Source organism: Bifidobacterium sp. C0047B3, assembly GCF_056590535.1.
In genome coordinates this window covers 1-16,430 of sequence record NZ_JBWPWH010000003.1, presented here as the reverse complement: position 1 = coordinate 16,430, position 16,430 = coordinate 1, and the positions used below count along the sequence as shown (strand labels likewise).

Genomic DNA, 16,430 nt, shown 5'->3' with positions numbered 1-16,430 from the left:
CTAATATCAGAAATAATTTGCTAAATAAACTGCGAAATAACAATGCCGGCAGCCATAAGCGGAATATTGAAAATAAGGAATGTTGGAACGCAAGTATCCCAAATGTGACTGTGCTGACCGTCTGCGTTTAAGCCGGAAGTAGGTCCAAGCGTAGTATCGGAAGCAGGGGAGCCTGCGTCTCCGAGAGCTGCAGCGGAAGACATAAGAAGAATCGTTGCAGGAGTGCTGAAACCAATGCTCTGGCAAAGTGGCACGAACAAAACCGCAAGAATAGGAACCGTGCCAAACGAAGTGCCAATTCCCATAGTCACAAGCAAGCCAATAAGCGTAATAACAAATGCGGCAACAAGTTTGTTCTGTCCCATAGAAGCTACGCCAAAGTTTACAAGCTCCTCAACTCCGCCTGTCGCTTGGATCACGTTAGCATATCCGCCCGCAATGAGCATCACAAACGCAATAAGACCCATGAGTTTTACGCCGCCAGTAAGCTGATTGTCAATGTCATTCCACTTTATTGCTCCCAAAATAATCATGGTTGCAAGACCTGCAATAGACGAAAGCGAAAGATCCTTACTAATAACTTGCACTACTACAACAACAATAATTGCGAGAATAGTCACATAATGGCGTAAATTAAGAGGCCCGACAACGGCGTCGGCGGCACGAGTGTCAGTTTCAGTAGTTTTGTATTCGCGAGGTTTTCTGTAAAGTACAAAAACTGCAAAAAGTAGTGATGCAAACATTGCAAGACCTAAATACCAGTTCACAGCACTAACGTCTGCAACACTAACCTTCATGCCGTTTTTAGAAAGATTCGTAGCGATAACAGTTTGGAAAATAAGACCAAAGCCAAACGGAATAGCAATATACGGAACTTCAAGACCAAAAGCAGTGCAGCAGGCAGCTGCTCGGCGGTCAATCTTAAGTTTGTTCATAACTTGCAAAATCGGCGGAATAAGAATAGGAATGTAAGCAATATGAACCGGCACAATATTTTGAGACATGCATGCAATAATAGTTAGTACCGCAAGTAGAGCGTACTTTTTCATGCCAATGATTGAGCTAATTTTTTTAGAAATAATTTGAGCTAAGCCTGTTGCAGTAATTGCTTCCGCAAAAGTACCAAGCAAAATGTAGGCGAGTGCAGTTTGTGCGTTGGTGGAGAAACCGTCGCAAAGCAAAGCCATAATTGTGTGATTTCCGTCACCGAAAAGAGGAAGATGACCGGCAATGCCGCCTGCAATGCAAGCTACTATCATTGATAGCAAAACATTAAGTTTTGCAAGACTAAGCGCGCATAGCACTACAACCGACACAATAACCGGATTAAATATAATATTTAAAATTTGCAAACCTAGCATGCCGTTCACCCCTTTAAATGCTTGAATTTTAATATATTGTTTGAAGCAATACGTTTTATTTCGTATTGCTTATGCTTGTATTTTTGCATATGTATTCCTACATATGTATTTCTTACATTTAGTAATTAAGGACAATATAGCATGGAAGTGTTTACAACATGTTTCTTAATTAAATATAAAATATAAACAATTAAATAAAAAAATTAGATTAACTTAACAATTGTTTACCCAAAAGAGTACTCTAAAACATTAGTGGTGAAGAATTAATAATAATCACCAAATGTCCGGTTTTGCACCGTTTTATGCAACATTGCAACGTGAGTTTACCGCTTAAAAATGGCGATAAAGCAATGTGAAAATTAAAAATTGTTTTGCTAATTGTGAAAATCCAAAAATAAACAATAAACAACAAACAAAAACAACAAAAAACTAAAAAATTGAAAATTGAAAATTGAAAATAGTTATTTAGAGTAAGGAGGAATGCCTGGCGCTCTAAGCGGAATTTAGATACTGCGTTGTGTCTAAGCAATAAGCGTCAAACATACAAATTATGCAAGAGGAACAAATGCTTTTAGAAGCTAAAGAATTAGGTTTACAAAGATTTAGAAGAACACCATTTTGGGATGTGTCGCTAAAAGTTGCACCTCATCAAATCGTTGCAATATCAGGCGAACACGGCTCTGGAAAATCAGCTTTGCTACTTGCACTGTCTGGTTATATGAAATTTACGAACGGAACTCTTACTATTGCGGACGCAACTCTTCCTAACGATTTCCACGAATCTCGGCAATACGTGGGATTGGGATTATTCAACGGAATTAACGAATTCTACAAAACGCAAACAATAGAAGAAGTTCTTATGAGCGAGTTGAAACTCGCATCGCGCTCGCCTCTATTTTTGAAGCAATACAAAAATGATGTAAAAAATCGCGAAGCGTTACAGCAGTACGCTTACAACGTGCTAGCTCAATGGAAAGTATTTTCTCCTCACGAAACAGCAATAGGAGAGTTAACTCCATGTGAGCGCATGCGTTTGGCAATTGCGCTTGCTTTGTTAAAAAAGCCGTGGTTGCTATTTGTTGATGGAATTGAAACGGAGCTTACTAGCGAACAAAGTGAATGCTTACTTTCTGATATTCGCGCGTACGTTAGTAAAAATTACTGCTCTTGCCTTGTTGGAGTTTTGCAAAGTGAGTTAGAAAAGCAAGCGGATCAAGTCTTAAGACTAAGCCCAAATCATGGTGGAGTAGAAAATTCTCATATTGATTCGCAGCTTGGTACAAGTGAAACAAATGGTGGTGAAAACAATGCGCGTTAATACTCTTGCTCTTGCATTTCGTGAGCTTAACAATACATTGAAAGGAAAAGCTCGAAAGCTTGTTATTGGAACCGTAGCTTTGATTCCACTTTTATACGGATCGCTTTATTTGTGGGCGTTTACTAATCCTTATAAGACTTTAAATACTGTGCCTGTAGCTGTTGTTGTTGAAGACAATGGCGCTATGATTAACGGCAAAATGCGAAACATTGGAAACGAAATTAAAACTCGCTTAAAGAATCAAAAAGACGGCAGCGAAGGATTCCAATGGAATTTTGTTAATAGTGATGAAGCAAACAAAGGTCTTAAAAATGGCAACTATTTTATGGTAGCAACCATTCCAGCTTCATTCAGTAAATGCATTGCTTCTGCGCAATACGATACTCCTACTAAAGCAAAACTCCATGTGAAATACGATCAAGCAAGTAATATGCTTGCTTCGCAAATTGGCAAAACTGCTTTCCATACTATGCGTAGCGAAATTAGCGAGGCGATTGCTCAAGAGTATTGGGAGAATATGTTTGCGAAAGTTAATTCTGCTTCTGATTCTCTTGGTGCTGCAGTAAATGGTGCTGGTGCTTTGCATGAAGGCTCACAATCTTTGCAAACTGGAATAAATAAGCTTGCAAATGGATCTAATCAACTTTCACAATCTTTGCGAAAACTTCAAGGCGGATTAAGTGAGCTCCAAAAAGGAGCAAATACTCTTTCTAAAGCAAACGCTAGAAGTAAAGCAGGCGCGCAATATCTTGCACAAAAAACGCAAGATTTAGCAAACGGAGCTCAACAATTAAGCGAAGGAACTCAAAAACTATCTGCAGCAACAAGCGAATTCTACAATGGTGCGCAAAAGCTTGCTGCCTCTAGCAGCGAATTAGAAGAACACGTTAAAGCTGGAAACGCTGAAACAAAAGCACAAATTACTGGTCTTCTTATGAAAGCGCAAGATCCTAGGGTCACTAAGGAAGACGTGCTTGCTAGCTTGCAAGGTTTAGCTGGAGGATTAAGTGAAAATTCTGATCTTCTAGAAACAAATCTTTCTGCTTTAAGCGCTGGAGCAGACAAGCTTTCTGCTGGAAGTTTGCAAATAAAGGGCGGAGCTGACGCAATATCTCAAGGTATTGAAGCTGTTAATACTGGTTCAAATAAGCTTGCTGCTGGAGCGAATAGTCTTGCTGAAGGTTTGGCTCAAGTAAGTAACGGTAGCGAGAAACTAAATAATGGTGTGAATGCAGCGTCTCAAGGTTCAGCGAAAATAGTGAACGGTTCTGATCAGCTTAATTCCGGAGCTAAGAAGCTATCGGATAATACTCCAAAGCTGGTTGAAGGCGCAAAAAAGTTGCATGACGGGCTTAAGAATTCTCAAAAGTCTGGAAAAATCAACAATATTGTGCAAAAAAGTAAGATGATGAGTGCGCCTGTTTCTTTGGAAGAACACGAGTATTCTCACGTTGAAAATTACGGAACAGGTTTCGCTCCTTACTTTATTTCCATAGGCCTTTGGGTCGGCGCTCTTATGGCAACCTTTGTTTTGAGAGTTATGGATAGGCGAGCGATACTAAACGGCATGAATCCGCTTAAAAGCGCGCTTATTAGCTTGACGCCGTTTGTGCTTATGGGCGTTGTGCAAGCTGTAATTCTTATGGGCGTAGTGCACGTTGTGTTAAAGCTGCAAATTGACAACGTTCTTGCGTTCTACGGTCTTGGAATTATTGCATCCATAATGTTTATGGCAATAATGCAAATGATTATGGTGATTTTCCACATACCAGGGCGAATAGTTGCAATTGTGCTTCTTATGTTGCAAATCACAAGCTCTGCAGGAACGTTCCCAGTACAAATGACGCCGGCATTCTTTAGAGCTGTTCACCCATACTTGCCAATGACGTACTCGATTATGGGGTTGCGTCAAGCAATGGCTGGAAAGAACAGTGGTGAAATAGTTTTCGGCATTGAAATGCTTGTTCTTTTCGGCGTTATTGCGATTGCTATAACAAGCATTGCCTGCCGCATGAAGCGTACTGTAACGATGTTTGATTTGCATCCTGTGATAACGCTTGAGGCATAAGTGTTCATGTAGGCGCGATAATTAAAATCCCCGCAGCTTTTGTTGGTTGCGGGGATTTTTTAGTGAATCTAGTTTAATTTAGTTACTTTATAAATACGTTATCTGACTTTAGAAAGTAGACGCGTAGACTTCGGCAATTGCAGATTCGTCCATGTGCATGTATGAATTCTTCAAAAGTCGCTGCTGCTCTTTAACAACGCTCGAAGCCCAGCTTTGAATCATATCCTCGGTCATGCCATACTCGTGAAGCTTGTGCTTAGGAAGAATCGTGTTAAGAACTTCGTCAAGCTTGTCTAATACGTCCGCTTTTTGGCATTCAAGAATATTTGTCATGAAGTCGAAAAGCTTAGAAAGTTCAGTGTTTTTGGCGCTGGTGCTGTTTGCTGCGTCGTGCTTAGCATAGTATCGCAAAACGCTTGTAAGAAGCGCAGCATTCGTTTCGCCGTGAGCCACGTGGAAAGTGCCACCAAGCGGATAAGCCATCGCGTGAACGCAACCGCAACCAGCGTTACCAAACGCAATGCCAGCGTAAAGGCTTGCCGAAACCAAATCGCTTACAACTTGGCTTTTTGCGCTGCTGCCTTCCTTCATAACTCGCATATAACTTTGCAAAATAAGTCCGCAAGCCTTGTAGCTAAACATTTTTGTAAGCTCGGTTGCGATAGGAGAAAGTGCGGACTCAATCGAGTGCGTAAGAGCATCAATAGAGCTGGTTGCAAAAACGTAATCCGGTAGGCTCTTTAACAATTCCGGAATAAGAACTGCATCCGTAGCGTAGCAAGCATCGTTCGCCAAACCCTTCTTGGTATTGCGCTTAGTAAGCGAGAACACGGCAACGTTCGTAACTTCGGAGCCAGTGCCGCAAGTAGTTGGAACAAGAATAAGATCCGCGCCTTTTTGTGCAGGAATCTTGCCGTCAACTAAGTCTTCAAGCGGGCTTGTTTGCTTCAACGCACAAACCTTCGAAATATCCAAAACAGTGCCGCCACCAATGCCAATCACGCGCTTTGGAGTGGTGTGAATGTCACTAACGATTGCATCAACCATTGCGTCGCTCGGCTCGCCCTTGCCGTATTTCTCTTGGAAAATCACGTCGCAATCAAGATTCAAATCGCCAAAATAAGGCTCCCAAATGTACTGGTTTGTAATAACCAAATCACCCTTACCAAGCTTGAATTCTTGCGCAAAGTCGCGTGCTTGCTCGAACTTATGAATAGTTGGTTTAATAGAAAGCTGCTTCATCCTAGACTCCTTTGTTTTAATCTGCATGTCTTACGCTAATATGCGCGTCGTGTGCGCGCTTTTGTGCGTGGATGATTAAAAAACCAAGCAACTGCTCCATTATAGAACAGATTGCTTGGTTTAATAAATGCGATTTAAGCTAATAGCAGAAGCTAATTGCACAGATTAATCATCAAAAATTACAGATACTAATCATCCCTTCAACAAAGCCGTGTAAGCAGCCATCGTAATGTAGTTGTATGGCTGGTTGAAGTGAGGCATGAAGAAGATGTCGCACAAAGCAAGTTCCTTAATCGTTACTTTCTTTTGAATAGCCAGCGAGAACAGGTGAATTGCGGCAGACATATCGTAGTTAGAAGCCAACTGGCAACCAACAATAACCTTCGTATCCTTCTTGTAAACGATGCGAATCTTCACCTTTGGATTCTCAACTTCCATAAACGCAGGCTTTTGAGTATCCTCAAAATCAACGTAATCAACGTCCATGCCTTCTTTTTGAGCGGCAGTCAAGCTCAAGCCTGTGCAAACAAGCTTGTAATCGTAGATCATCATTGCGCTAGAACCTTGCACGCCCTCGGTTTCTACAGGAGTTCCGCAAACGTTGTGACCTGCAATCAAGCCGCTTCGAACGGCGTTAGTAGCGAGCGCAATGTAGTTCACGCGGTCTCGAGCGTTGTCGTAGATTGTAGCGCAGTCGCCAATTGCGTACACGTCTGGGTCGGAAGTTTGCTGCTTCTTGTCAACGAGGAAAGCGCCGTTAGCATACTGCTTTAAGTGATCTTTGCCAAGCGCAACGTTTGGATGGAAGCCGATAGCGCAAATCACCATGTCTGCATCGTAAGTGCCTTTGCTTGTTTTAACAGCTTTTACTTCAGTTTCGCCAACAATTTCTTCAACAGTTTGACCAAGTTCAAACTTAATGCCTTTATCTTCCATAATTTGCTTCAAATTATCGGAAAACTCTGGGTCAAAGTAGCCGTTAAGAATATGGTCTTCCATGTCAATAAGAGTTACGTTCTTGCCAAGGCGCTTAAAAGCTTCCGCAAGTTCCACACCAATGTAGCCTCCGCCGAGAACCACGACGTTACGGAAATCGCGCTCTTGTAGCTTAGCGATAACAGTTTGAGCATTCTGGAAAAGCTTTACCATTTGTACGTTTTCCAAGTCAATGCCCTTAATGCGAGGCTTGTTTGGAAGGCTGCCGGTAGCAAGAACCAGCTTGTCGTAAGAATCGTGAATAACAGTGCCGTCTTTAAGTTCGACTGTTACTTCTTTCTTTGCGTAATCAATGTCTAAAACTTTACTTTCAAGATTTACCTTAGCGCCTTTTTTAACGAAATCTTCTGGCTTCTGATAGAACAGTCCGTCGCTGCTTTGAATTTGCTTGCCAATCCACAAAGCCATGCCGCAACCAAGGAAGGAAATATTACTATTCTGATCGTAAATTGTAAGCTCGTTTCCTGGGTAGCTCAAAATGGTGTTAGCGCAGGCAGTGCCGGCGTGATTTGCGCCAATCTGAATGATCTTCGTCATCGGTAATCTCTTTTCGTCGTTGAATCTAGTTTTAATTTTGTTTATTTCTGTTGAATTCTGCTGAAATTAATTTAATTTAGTTTAATTTAATTCCGCTAAATTCTGTTGAAATTATTGTATGTGCTTCAACTGCTTTGTTTAATTCACGCTGCGGCGCGAATGCACATCCAATGCACAATACTATTACACGAATGCGAGTCTTACCAATTTTGATTTTGTGCGTGTTGTGGGGGAGTTGTGTGGTGTGTGCTATTGAATGTGCTCGTATATGAATTATGTATTTGCAGTTCGTTTCTTGATTGTTTATTCTCTACGCTCGCTCAAGCACGCGTTCAATAGCGTTATTTTGCGAAAGAAGATACACGCAATACTGGTTCATGCTTATGCCTTCGGCTTGAGATTGCTCAGCCAATTGCCTGTGTAATTCTTTAGGGAGACGCAGTTTGAATTGACCAGAATAGTCATTCAGCTCATGGTAAGACGGCTCTTTTATGTTGATTTTGCTTTCAAGAGCTGCTTCAATCCAAGCGTGTTTAGCGTCCTGTGCATTTGCTGCTGCTTCCTGTTCGGAGTCTCCCGAACTTATGCATCCTGGCAAATCAGGGTAGTAGGACACAAATCCGCCTTCGTCTGGATCCTTTACAATTTCCAACTTATACGGTAGTGACATGTAGTAGCTGAGTGTTTTATTTGTTAATGTTTTTACCATATCCAATTTCCTACTTTTTACTGTTTTTCTTCTTCTGCTGCTTCTACTACAGCTTTCACCATTTCTACGTATATCTTTTTTATTGGTTCATGTTTTGGAATTGTTATTGGGTTTGCGTGTTCTTTGCGAAAAGTATAATGGCTACTTCCGCTTCGTGGATTGCACATCTCATATCCGTAGGATTCCAATACTTTTCTCAATTCATCAAATCGCATATCTTTGGATAGGCTAAGTATTTTCCTAAGTAATTTGTCCCATTGTGACATTTAGCTCCCCAGTAAAATAGCGTATTTGATGTGTTTATAAAAGTATAAGTGGTGTTATATATGGTGTCAATGGGTTATTGTATTACAATTTGTCAAATTGCATAAAATAACTCAAAACAGCCACTTATGTTGAAGGTGTGGTATAAAAGTCTTATGTTTTCTAAACGCGCTATTACCATTTTTGCGGCTGCTATCGTAACTGCTTTAGCGCTGGGCGCGTTTAGTGCTTGTGAGCCGCAGGGTAAAGCTGTGGGGAATACTGGTCGCGTTGGAGACATAATTCACGATGGTGTGGATATTGACGATATTCATCTACTTGTAATTGGTTCAAAATTAGCTGCGCTTGATGACGAAGTTATGAAGCATTGTAAAACGTCAAAATTGAGTGCCTCTTATGTGCCGATATCAAATGTTGCTAATCCTAACGAAGCTGCTCAGCAAGCTATTCGCGCTGCAAGCGAGCAGCCTGTTTCATTAATACTTATAGACGCGCTCGACGTAACAGGCGTTGACGATCCGCATAATGATAATAATCAATCAAATATAAAAGAGAATAACAAGCTTAATAACAGCGCTCGCAATAAACAAAACGAAAGCAAAGCATGGATTTCTGCGCTGCAATACGCGCGTTATGCTGGAGTGCCAGTTGCGTTAATAAATCCTGTAAAAGCACCAAAAGACGCAACCTTATACGCTGCTACTTTGTATTTTGATGGCGATGGAAGTGGAATCGGCAAAAATATTCATGAATCTGATTTATCAAAAAATAGCGAATCTTTAAATAATAAAAAAAAGAAATCCAAATTTGAGCGTTCATCTTTGCTAAGCATTGTTCGCGCAATAATTGACAATACGCCACACGGTAGGGAAGTGATTATAAATGACAAGTAATAAACAAAATGCGATAGCGTCTACAGAAAGCAGCAAAAATAACGCTATTGCGGCGCTTCCTAAAGTAGAAGTTTTTGGTTTGAGTGACGAAGAGGTTACAGCAGCAGTTTCTCGCGGAGACGTGAATATTACTTCTAAGCAGACTTCTCGTTCTTTAATGGATATTGTGCGCGCGAACGTGTTTACATTGTTTAACGCGATTATTTTCACAGCAATGGTTGTCGTGCTTGCAACTGGTTCGTGGAAGGATGCTGTTTTTGGTGTAGTAATTCTGGTAAATACTGGAATTGGCATTGTGACTGAATTAAAAGCAAAGCGCACTTTGGATAGGCTTTCTATATTGGTTGCTGCTCGCGCAATGGTGCGTAGAGGTGGAGAAAATATTGAGATTGCGCACAAAGATATTGTTCTTGGGGATGTTTTGTGGCTTAGAGCTGGCGAGCAGGTTCCAGCGGACGTAGAAGTGCTGGAATCGTGGGGTTTGGAAATGGATGAGTCCATGCTTACGGGCGAGTCTGCTACAGTTCGAAAAGCAAAAGGTGACGACGTTTATTCCGGATCTACTGCAGTTTCTGGAATGGCTTTAACGCGTGTTACTGCCGTAGGAGAGCACAGTTATGCTGCAAAATTGGCAGCGCAAGCGAAGGTTTATACTAAAACAATTTCCGACTTAAGCCGTGGAATTAACACGATTTTGAAGTATATGACGATGGTTGTAGTGCCTTTGTGCGTGCTGCTTGTGTGGTCGCAAATGCACAAGGTTGGCGGATTCGTTGAAGCTTGGCAAACTGGTGCTTGGAGAGGAGCTGTTGTTTCTGCTGTTGCAGGCGTTGTTGGCATGATTCCAGAGGGCTTGGTTCTTCTTACTTCGCTTAATTTTGCTGTGGCTGCTATGCGACTTGCGCGTAAGCAAACGTTAGTTCAGGAGTTGGAATCTGTAGAAACTTTAGCGCGTGTAGACTGCTTGAACTTGGACAAAACTGGCACTATAACCGACGGTGGTATTGCATTCGTTGGTGTAGAAAATCTAGATAATAGTAGTGCCGAAATATCTTTGCAGACAAACTTGCAAACAAACTTGCAAACCAACCAAGCTTTATTTGACTTATCTAATGAAGAAAATCCGAACGCAACAGGTGTTGCGATTATGGAAGGGCTTGGTGCTCAAGGAGTTGCAGCTAGCGCGCATGTATCTAACCGTCTTCCATTCTCTTCTGCTAGAAAGTGGAGTGCTGTGCAATATGTACAAAGCAGTGGAGAGCGTGCAACTTGGTATATGGGTGCTCCGGAAGTGTTGCTAAGCGCGATTAATTATGCAAATACTAATGAACTTTTAGAGAAAGTTAATTCTTATGCCGAGCAAGGCGAGCGCGTGCTGCTGCTTGCAAAAGTAAGTAGTGAAAGTAGTGCTGTAAGTAGCGAAAGTAGCAGCGTAAGTAGCGTAACAGAAACAGATAAAACTTTTGGCGATTCTCCAGCTATTTGCGCAAACGCTCAGCCTGTTGCTTTAGTTCGCTGCTCTGAGCGTATTCGTAACGATGCTCGCAAAACGCTCAAATGGTTCCGTGAGCAGGGTGTGCGCTGCCGTGTAATTTCGGGAGATAATCCTACAACTGTTGCTGCTGTTGCTGCAAAAGTTGGCTTAACAGGAGATCGCAAGCCTGTTGCAATGGACGCTAGAAAATTGCCAGAAGATATTAACGAATTGGCTAAAGTGCTTGAAAATGTGGATGTGCTTGGGCGCGTGCTTCCTCATCAAAAGAAAGCGATTGTTCAAGCACTTCACACTCAAGGTCATGTGGTTGCTATGACTGGTGACGGCGTGAACGATACTTTGGCTCTTAAAGAAGCAGATTTGGGCGTTGCTATGGGCAATGCGGCTCCTGCTGCAAAAGCTGTAGCTCAAGTGGTTCTTGTCGATTCGCGCTTCTCGCATTTGCCGGATGTTGTAGCTCGCGGTAGGCAAGTGATGGCAAATATGGAACGTGTGGCTGGATTGTTCCTTGTAAAAACTGTTTATTCTGCGCTTATTTCTGCAGGAGTTGTGCTTCTAGCGTTGCGCTTCCCGTATTTGCCTCGTCACATTACTTATATTGGTTCTTTAACTATTGGTATTCCAGCATTTTTGCTCGCTTTAGCGCCTAATACTCGTAGATACATTCCAGGTTTCTTGAAACGAGTTGTTCGTTTTGCTGTTCCTAGCGGATTTGCTATAGCTGCTTCTGTGCTCGCTACTGCTGTTATAGCTCCGCGAGTTTTGGGATTAAATCTTGACGATGTTGTTGCAAATAATTTGATAGCATCTCGTTTTATTGTTTCAAACGTGCAAGCTTTGGCAACTACTCGCAGTATTTGTTCCGTAATCGTATTTGTTCTTGGCATACTCGTGCTTGCAAGCGTTGCCAAGCCGTTGTGCTCGTGGAGAGGAATTATGGTTGCGCTATTTGCTGCAGCTGGAGTTGCTGGAGCTTTTATACCGTTTACTGCAAAGTTCTTCGAAATTCACGTGCCAACTGCAGGAAGCGCGTTTACTGTAATGCTTATAGCTGTTGTTTTAGCTGCAATCCTCTGGTTTGTGTGCGTGAGTTTAGCAAACTTGTTATCTAAACAAAGTAAGAAGTGAACAATCTAACATATTTCTAATGTAATTAGTGTGTCGACGTGAGCTTAATGATGCTTACAATAGATATGTGTTTAGTATTTTAGAGATGTTTTCAGTTGGGGTTGGTCCTAGTTCTTCACATACAGTAGGTCCTATGCGAGCTGCGTGTTCGTTTGTTTTATCGCTTAAAAAAAGTGGTACTCTTGCGAACGTTGCGCATGTAAGTGTGACTCTTTACGGATCACTGTCTTTAACAGGTCTTGGTCATGGTACTGATCGCGCTTGCGTTGCAGGTCTTGAAGGAAATCTTCCAGATAATGTAGACACTGATCATATGCTTACTATTCGTCAGGAATGCAAAAAAACTGGCACTTTAACGCTCGCAGGTGAGCATACCATTGCTTTTGATTACGATAAGGATGTAATTTTTGAAAAATGGATGCGAATGGTTGTTCATCCTAATGGAATGCGTTTTGTTGCAACTGATTCTGACGGAAATAAAATCGATGAGCAAGTTTGGTATTCAATTGGCGGCGGATTTATTCGTCAAGGGTGTGCAGATGATGCAATGGTTGGCTTGCATGAGCGTGTTACTGAGCAAGATGAAAATAATGCTAGTAAGAATGGTGTAAGCGAGAATAATAGCGAAAGTAATAACGAAAGTATAAGTAATAACGAAAGTAATAACGGAAATAGTAGCGATAATACTGCAAACTCTTCAAATCAAACAAAAGATTCCACTGTACCTTATCCTTTTACTTCATGCGACGAGCTTATAAATATTTGCCGAGAAAAGCATATGTCAATAAGCGATGTTGTGTGGCAAAACGAGCTTGCATTGCATGAAGGCGATGCTGACTACGTGCGTAACTATTTGCTGCATGTTTGGAAAGTTATGAGTAAATGTGTAGAAAACGGATGCAACTCAAAGCAACCGATTTTGCCAGGAGGTCTTGATGTGCCTCGCAGAGCTCCTCACATGTATGAGCGCTTAGCTGCAAATTCAGACATGCTTCGCAATAATCGTCGTCGTTCGGATGCTGCTTTAGAAAGTTCAGACTCTGCGTGGGTTAATCTTTTTGCGCTCGCTGTTAGTGAAGAAAATGCTGGTGGTGGGCGTATTGTTACTGCTCCAACGAATGGTTCTGCAGGAATTATTCCTGCAGTATTGCAATATTATTGGCGATTTGTTGATTCTGCTAATGAAGATGGGGTTGTGCGATTCTTGCTTGCTGCAGGTGCTGTTGGCTACTTATTTAAGCGAAATGCTTCAATTTCTGGAGCTGAAGTTGGTTGCCAAGGAGAGGTTGGTTCTGCTTGTTCGATGGCTGCTGCAGGATTGTGCGAAGTATTGGGAGGAACCCCGGAGCAGGTTGAAAATGCTGCAGAAATCGGTATAGAACACCATTTGGGATTAACTTGCGATCCTGTAGGCGGTTTGGTACAAATTCCTTGTATTGAGCGCAATGCTATGGCTGCAAATACTGCAATTAATGCTGTTCGAATGGCAATGCTTGGAGATGGCTCGCACATGGTAAGCCTTGACAAAGCGATTAAGACTATGAAAGAAACTGGTCATGACATGATGTCTAAATATCGCGAAACCTCAAAAGGAGGACTAGCTGTAAACGTTGTTGAGTGCTAATTTGCTAATATTGCGGCATTAATTTGTTGATGTTTTGAGATTAATTTTTGCTAAGTTATACACAATGCGTATATTTCATGTACATACGTAACGTTTCAGTGCTAATCTAGGACAGGTTAATCTAGGAAGTGTTAGTCTAAACTGCATTTATTCAAATGTGCATTTATTTAAATGTACTATTTAAAATGCGCTGCTTTAGTAATGCAGGATGGTTAAAAGCTGTCTGTGTAGATGTTATACTGTTCAGATTATACTGTTTGGAGTTTGTAAAGGAGGAAATATGGCACAAGATATGCCAGAAGTGATTGCAGAATTTGGCACTACGCCAACGGTGACGTTCCCTGAATCTGAACCGCCAGCAGGTCTTAAAGTTGTTGAATTAGTTGAAGGTAATGGTCCTGTAGTTCGTGCAGGTGACACTGTAACTGTGAATTATCATGGTGTGGTTTGGGGTAGCGAAAAGCCATTTGATTCAAGCTTTGCTCGTCATACTCCAGCTAGTTTTGGTATTGGTGTCGGTCAAGTGATTCAGGGCTGGGATCGTACTGTTCCAGGTCATAATGTTGGATCTCGTTTGTTGATTTCTATTCCTCCAGAGTATGGTTATGGCTCTCGTGGCATACCGCAAGCCGGTATTGGCGGCGGAGACACGTTGGTATTTGTTGTTGATATTATTTCAACTCGTTGATAGAAGAGCGTGAATTTTATTTACGCGCGCATAGTTTTTATTTTTAGAGATTGTTGTATAAGGAGGTAGCAATGGCTGAAGAAAAAACTATTTTACTTACGCAGGAAGCGTATGACAAACTAAAAGAAGAGTTAGCGCATCGTGAAGGTGAGTATCGAGAAGAAATCACTGAGCGTATTGCTGCAGCTCGTGCTGAAGGCGATTTGTCTGAAAATGGCGGTTATCAGGCTGCTCGCGAGGAGCAAGGAAAGAATGAAGGTCGCATTAATGAGCTTATTGTAAAGCTTCGTAATGCGAAGATTCTCGAAGCTCCAAAGGATGGCACTGTTGGCAATGGTTCTTTGGTTACTCTTGAGCTTGCAGGTCGAGAAATGACTTATGTTCTTGGTTCTCGCGATATTGCTGTAGCTACAGATTATGACGTTATTAGCCCGGAATCTCCAATTGGAGCAGCTATTATGGGTGCTCATACTGGTGATACTGTTAGCTATGCGGCTCCAAATGGACGTGAAATTTCAGTGACAATTAAGGATTCGCATCCACTTGCGTAAGTTGAGTAAGTTGTGTAACTTGCGTAAGTTGCGTAAGTTACATGATTTTCATAATCTGCATAAGTTGATTTTATAAATATTATTCTCCCCACTTAGTCCATATTTTGAAATAAGTGGGGAGAATATTTTTTTGAGGGGTTGGTGGATAAGTTTTATATTTTTCGCAAAACTGTAACAACTTTTCCCATAATAGTTGCGTGTGATCCGTCAATAGGAGAGTAAGCCGGATTATGTGGAATAAGCCATACGTGACCGTGGTCATTTCTGAAAGTTTTAACAGTCGCTTCGTTATCTAGCAGTGCTGCAACAATGTCTCCATTTACAGCCTCATGCTGCTCTCTAACTACTACATAATCGCCATCGCAAATAGCGGCGTCAATCATAGAATCGCCGTGTACTTCAAGCATAAAAAGATTTCCTGTACCTGTAAGACGTTCTGGCAATCGCATCACATCTTCAATATGCTGTTCTGCTGTTATTGGAGCTCCTGCTGCAATTCTTCCAACTAGAGGAACATCTCTAGAATTTATAACAGAATCAGATTCGTATGCGCTAATATTGGCAACTCTCGAAGAATTTTCATTAATTTTGTTATTTGAATTGCTTTCAACAATTGAATTATCAAGAATTTCAATAGCGCGACCTTTATTTGCATTAATTCGCAAAATCCCTTTATCCTCAAGTGTTCGCAATTGATGTTTCACAGAAGATGGGCTTCTAAGTCCAACCGCTTCTCCAATTTCGCGGAAAGAAGGAGGGAATCCATGAATTTTTATATTGTTTTGGATGGCATTGATAATATTGCGTTGGCGGTCAGTAAGTGACATTGCGCTAATATCGCTAGCATTAATGCCATTGTTATCGTTATTTGTGCCATCGTTATTCATGGTGCTCCTTTCGCTTTTACTATTTTAACGCACTTTCTTAAAAAAATCAAACATCTGTTCGACACGCCGTTGCAACTATCGAACAAATGTGTCATTATTAATACACCTGTTCGATAGAACAAATGTTCAGTCGATTAAGGAAGGAGAAAGGACAGTTATGAGTACATCATTAATTAGAAGTGGCAGGGAAGTTAGAGTAGGTATGCAAGAAAATACTTATTTGATTCGTAAACGCTGCGTTTCTAATAAGCATGCACGCAAAATTAGAGTTTTTCGTGTAGCTGTACTTTTGATGACAGCAATCATATTCTGTACATTATTTATGCCAAAGACTGCTGTTTCTGCAATACCTGAAAGAGTTGTTACATATACAGTTCGTCCTGGAGATACGTTATGGAATTATGCTGCTACTATTACTCCTAAAAACGGTGATATATCAGATAATGTAGAGCGTTTAATGGCTTTAAATCATCTTTCTTCTGAAGATTTGGTAATCGGACAGTCTATTAATGTTCCATTAAATGATGCTCAATAGTTGATTGAGCGCAAATACTATAAAAATGGGGGAAAAATGAGAAGGGAAAATATTACTATATTTGAAATTGAAACTGATGAGCTAAGTTTTATTGAAAATGATGATGTAATATTCAGTGTGTTTTATGGAGTATT

General features: G+C 41.2%; 14 protein-coding genes. 8 read left to right on the top strand and 6 right to left on the bottom strand.

What is annotated here, in order from left to right:
* Window positions 1-20 precede the first annotated feature (20 nt).
* The gene (locus AC1EKT_RS03860) at window positions 21-1,361 is read right to left on the bottom strand and encodes a Na+/H+ antiporter family protein (RefSeq protein WP_481616023.1); all 1,341 of its coding nucleotides are present in this window, start codon (window positions 1,359-1,361) and stop codon (window positions 21-23) included.
* A 550-nt stretch (window positions 1,362-1,911) separates the two neighbouring features.
* On the opposite strand from AC1EKT_RS03860, the gene AC1EKT_RS03855 reads away from it, so the two are divergent.
* The gene (locus AC1EKT_RS03855; protein ID WP_481616022.1) at window positions 1,912-2,679 is read left to right on the top strand and encodes an ATP-binding cassette domain-containing protein; all 768 of its coding nucleotides are present in this window, start codon (window positions 1,912-1,914) and stop codon (window positions 2,677-2,679) included.
* Entirely contained in the window at window positions 2,669-4,747 is a 2,079-nt protein-coding gene (locus AC1EKT_RS03850; RefSeq protein WP_481616085.1) for a YhgE/Pip domain-containing protein, read from the top strand. Before AC1EKT_RS03855 ends, AC1EKT_RS03850 begins: the two co-directional genes overlap by 11 nt.
* Window positions 4,748-4,855: 108 nt before the next feature.
* On the opposite strand, the gene AC1EKT_RS03845 is transcribed toward AC1EKT_RS03850, so the two are convergent.
* From AC1EKT_RS03845 to AC1EKT_RS03830, 4 genes are all read right to left on the bottom strand, one after another.
* Window positions 4,856-5,989 carry a 4-hydroxybutyrate dehydrogenase gene (locus AC1EKT_RS03845; protein WP_481616021.1) on the bottom strand — a complete coding sequence of 378 codons (1,134 nt, stop codon included), beginning with the start codon at window positions 5,987-5,989 and terminating at the stop codon, window positions 4,856-4,858.
* A 192-nt stretch (window positions 5,990-6,181) separates the two neighbouring features.
* Complete coding sequence (gene nox, locus AC1EKT_RS03840; protein WP_415686949.1) at window positions 6,182-7,522, bottom strand: H2O-forming NADH oxidase; 1,341 nt, start codon at window positions 7,520-7,522, stop codon at window positions 6,182-6,184.
* Between the two features lie 310 nt (window positions 7,523-7,832).
* Window positions 7,833-8,231, bottom strand: coding sequence for a toxin-antitoxin system HicB family antitoxin (locus AC1EKT_RS03835; RefSeq protein ID WP_415686947.1), 399 nt, complete (start codon window positions 8,229-8,231; stop codon window positions 7,833-7,835).
* 17 nt (window positions 8,232-8,248) lie between these two features.
* Window positions 8,249-8,497, bottom strand: a complete 249-nt coding sequence (locus tag AC1EKT_RS03830; RefSeq protein WP_415683481.1) for a type II toxin-antitoxin system HicA family toxin — start codon at window positions 8,495-8,497, stop codon at window positions 8,249-8,251.
* A gap of 153 nt (window positions 8,498-8,650) precedes the next feature.
* Between AC1EKT_RS03830 and AC1EKT_RS03825 the strand changes: the two genes are divergently transcribed.
* The 5 genes from AC1EKT_RS03825 to AC1EKT_RS03805 all read left to right on the top strand — a co-directional run bounded on the left by AC1EKT_RS03825 (window position 8,651) and on the right by AC1EKT_RS03805 (window position 14,874).
* The gene (locus AC1EKT_RS03825) at window positions 8,651-9,388 is read left to right on the top strand and encodes a hypothetical protein (RefSeq protein ID WP_481616020.1); all 738 of its coding nucleotides are present in this window, start codon (window positions 8,651-8,653) and stop codon (window positions 9,386-9,388) included.
* Window positions 9,378-12,011: an HAD-IC family P-type ATPase gene (locus AC1EKT_RS03820; protein ID WP_481616019.1), complete on the top strand. Its 2,634-nt coding sequence runs from the start codon at window positions 9,378-9,380 to the stop codon at window positions 12,009-12,011. Before AC1EKT_RS03825 ends, AC1EKT_RS03820 begins: the two co-directional genes overlap by 11 nt.
* Window positions 12,012-12,096: 85 nt before the next feature.
* Complete coding sequence (locus tag AC1EKT_RS03815; RefSeq protein ID WP_481616018.1) at window positions 12,097-13,635, top strand: L-serine ammonia-lyase; 1,539 nt, start codon at window positions 12,097-12,099, stop codon at window positions 13,633-13,635.
* A gap of 280 nt (window positions 13,636-13,915) precedes the next feature.
* Window positions 13,916-14,323 (top strand): FKBP-type peptidyl-prolyl cis-trans isomerase, encoded by a 408-nt coding sequence (locus AC1EKT_RS03810; protein ID WP_116971448.1) that lies wholly within the window; start codon window positions 13,916-13,918, stop codon window positions 14,321-14,323.
* A gap of 71 nt (window positions 14,324-14,394) precedes the next feature.
* On the top strand, window positions 14,395-14,874 hold the full coding sequence (locus AC1EKT_RS03805; protein WP_004107146.1) for a GreA/GreB family elongation factor: 480 nt from the start codon (window positions 14,395-14,397) through the stop codon (window positions 14,872-14,874).
* A gap of 152 nt (window positions 14,875-15,026) precedes the next feature.
* On the opposite strand, the gene lexA is transcribed toward AC1EKT_RS03805, so the two are convergent.
* On the bottom strand, window positions 15,027-15,701 hold the full coding sequence (lexA, locus tag AC1EKT_RS03800) for a transcriptional repressor LexA (RefSeq protein WP_415687808.1): 675 nt from the start codon (window positions 15,699-15,701) through the stop codon (window positions 15,027-15,029).
* A gap of 217 nt (window positions 15,702-15,918) precedes the next feature.
* Between lexA and AC1EKT_RS03795 the strand changes: the two genes are divergently transcribed.
* The gene (locus AC1EKT_RS03795) at window positions 15,919-16,296 is read left to right on the top strand and encodes a LysM peptidoglycan-binding domain-containing protein (RefSeq protein ID WP_481616017.1); all 378 of its coding nucleotides are present in this window, start codon (window positions 15,919-15,921) and stop codon (window positions 16,294-16,296) included.
* Window positions 16,297-16,430 lie beyond the last annotated feature (134 nt).

Bases quoted from the DNA above. Each gene is read 5' to 3' on its own strand.
- AC1EKT_RS03810 (WP_116971448.1), top strand. From the start codon at position 13,916: ATGGCACAAGATATGCCAGAAGTGATTGCAGAATTTGGCACTACGCCA.
- AC1EKT_RS03820 (WP_481616019.1), top strand. From the start codon at position 9,378: ATGACAAGTAATAAACAAAATGCGATAGCGTCTACAGAAAGCAGCAAA.
- AC1EKT_RS03815 (WP_481616018.1), top strand. From the start codon at position 12,097: ATGTTTTCAGTTGGGGTTGGTCCTAGTTCTTCACATACAGTAGGTCCT.
- AC1EKT_RS03845 (WP_481616021.1), bottom strand. From the start codon at position 5,989: ATGAAGCAGCTTTCTATTAAACCAACTATTCATAAGTTCGAGCAAGCA.
- AC1EKT_RS03795 (WP_481616017.1), top strand. From the start codon at position 15,919: ATGAGTACATCATTAATTAGAAGTGGCAGGGAAGTTAGAGTAGGTATG.
- AC1EKT_RS03835 (WP_415686947.1), bottom strand. From the start codon at position 8,231: ATGGTAAAAACATTAACAAATAAAACACTCAGCTACTACATGTCACTA.
- nox (WP_415686949.1), bottom strand. From the start codon at position 7,522: ATGACGAAGATCATTCAGATTGGCGCAAATCACGCCGGCACTGCCTGC.
- lexA (WP_415687808.1), bottom strand. From the start codon at position 15,701: ATGTCACTTACTGACCGCCAACGCAATATTATCAATGCCATCCAAAAC.
- AC1EKT_RS03825 (WP_481616020.1), top strand. From the start codon at position 8,651: ATGTTTTCTAAACGCGCTATTACCATTTTTGCGGCTGCTATCGTAACT.
- AC1EKT_RS03805 (WP_004107146.1), top strand. From the start codon at position 14,395: ATGGCTGAAGAAAAAACTATTTTACTTACGCAGGAAGCGTATGACAAA.
- AC1EKT_RS03850 (WP_481616085.1), top strand. From the start codon at position 2,669: ATGCGCGTTAATACTCTTGCTCTTGCATTTCGTGAGCTTAACAATACA.
- AC1EKT_RS03860 (WP_481616023.1), bottom strand. From the start codon at position 1,361: ATGCTAGGTTTGCAAATTTTAAATATTATATTTAATCCGGTTATTGTG.
- AC1EKT_RS03855 (WP_481616022.1), top strand. From the start codon at position 1,912: ATGCAAGAGGAACAAATGCTTTTAGAAGCTAAAGAATTAGGTTTACAA.
- AC1EKT_RS03830 (WP_415683481.1), bottom strand. From the start codon at position 8,497: ATGTCACAATGGGACAAATTACTTAGGAAAATACTTAGCCTATCCAAA.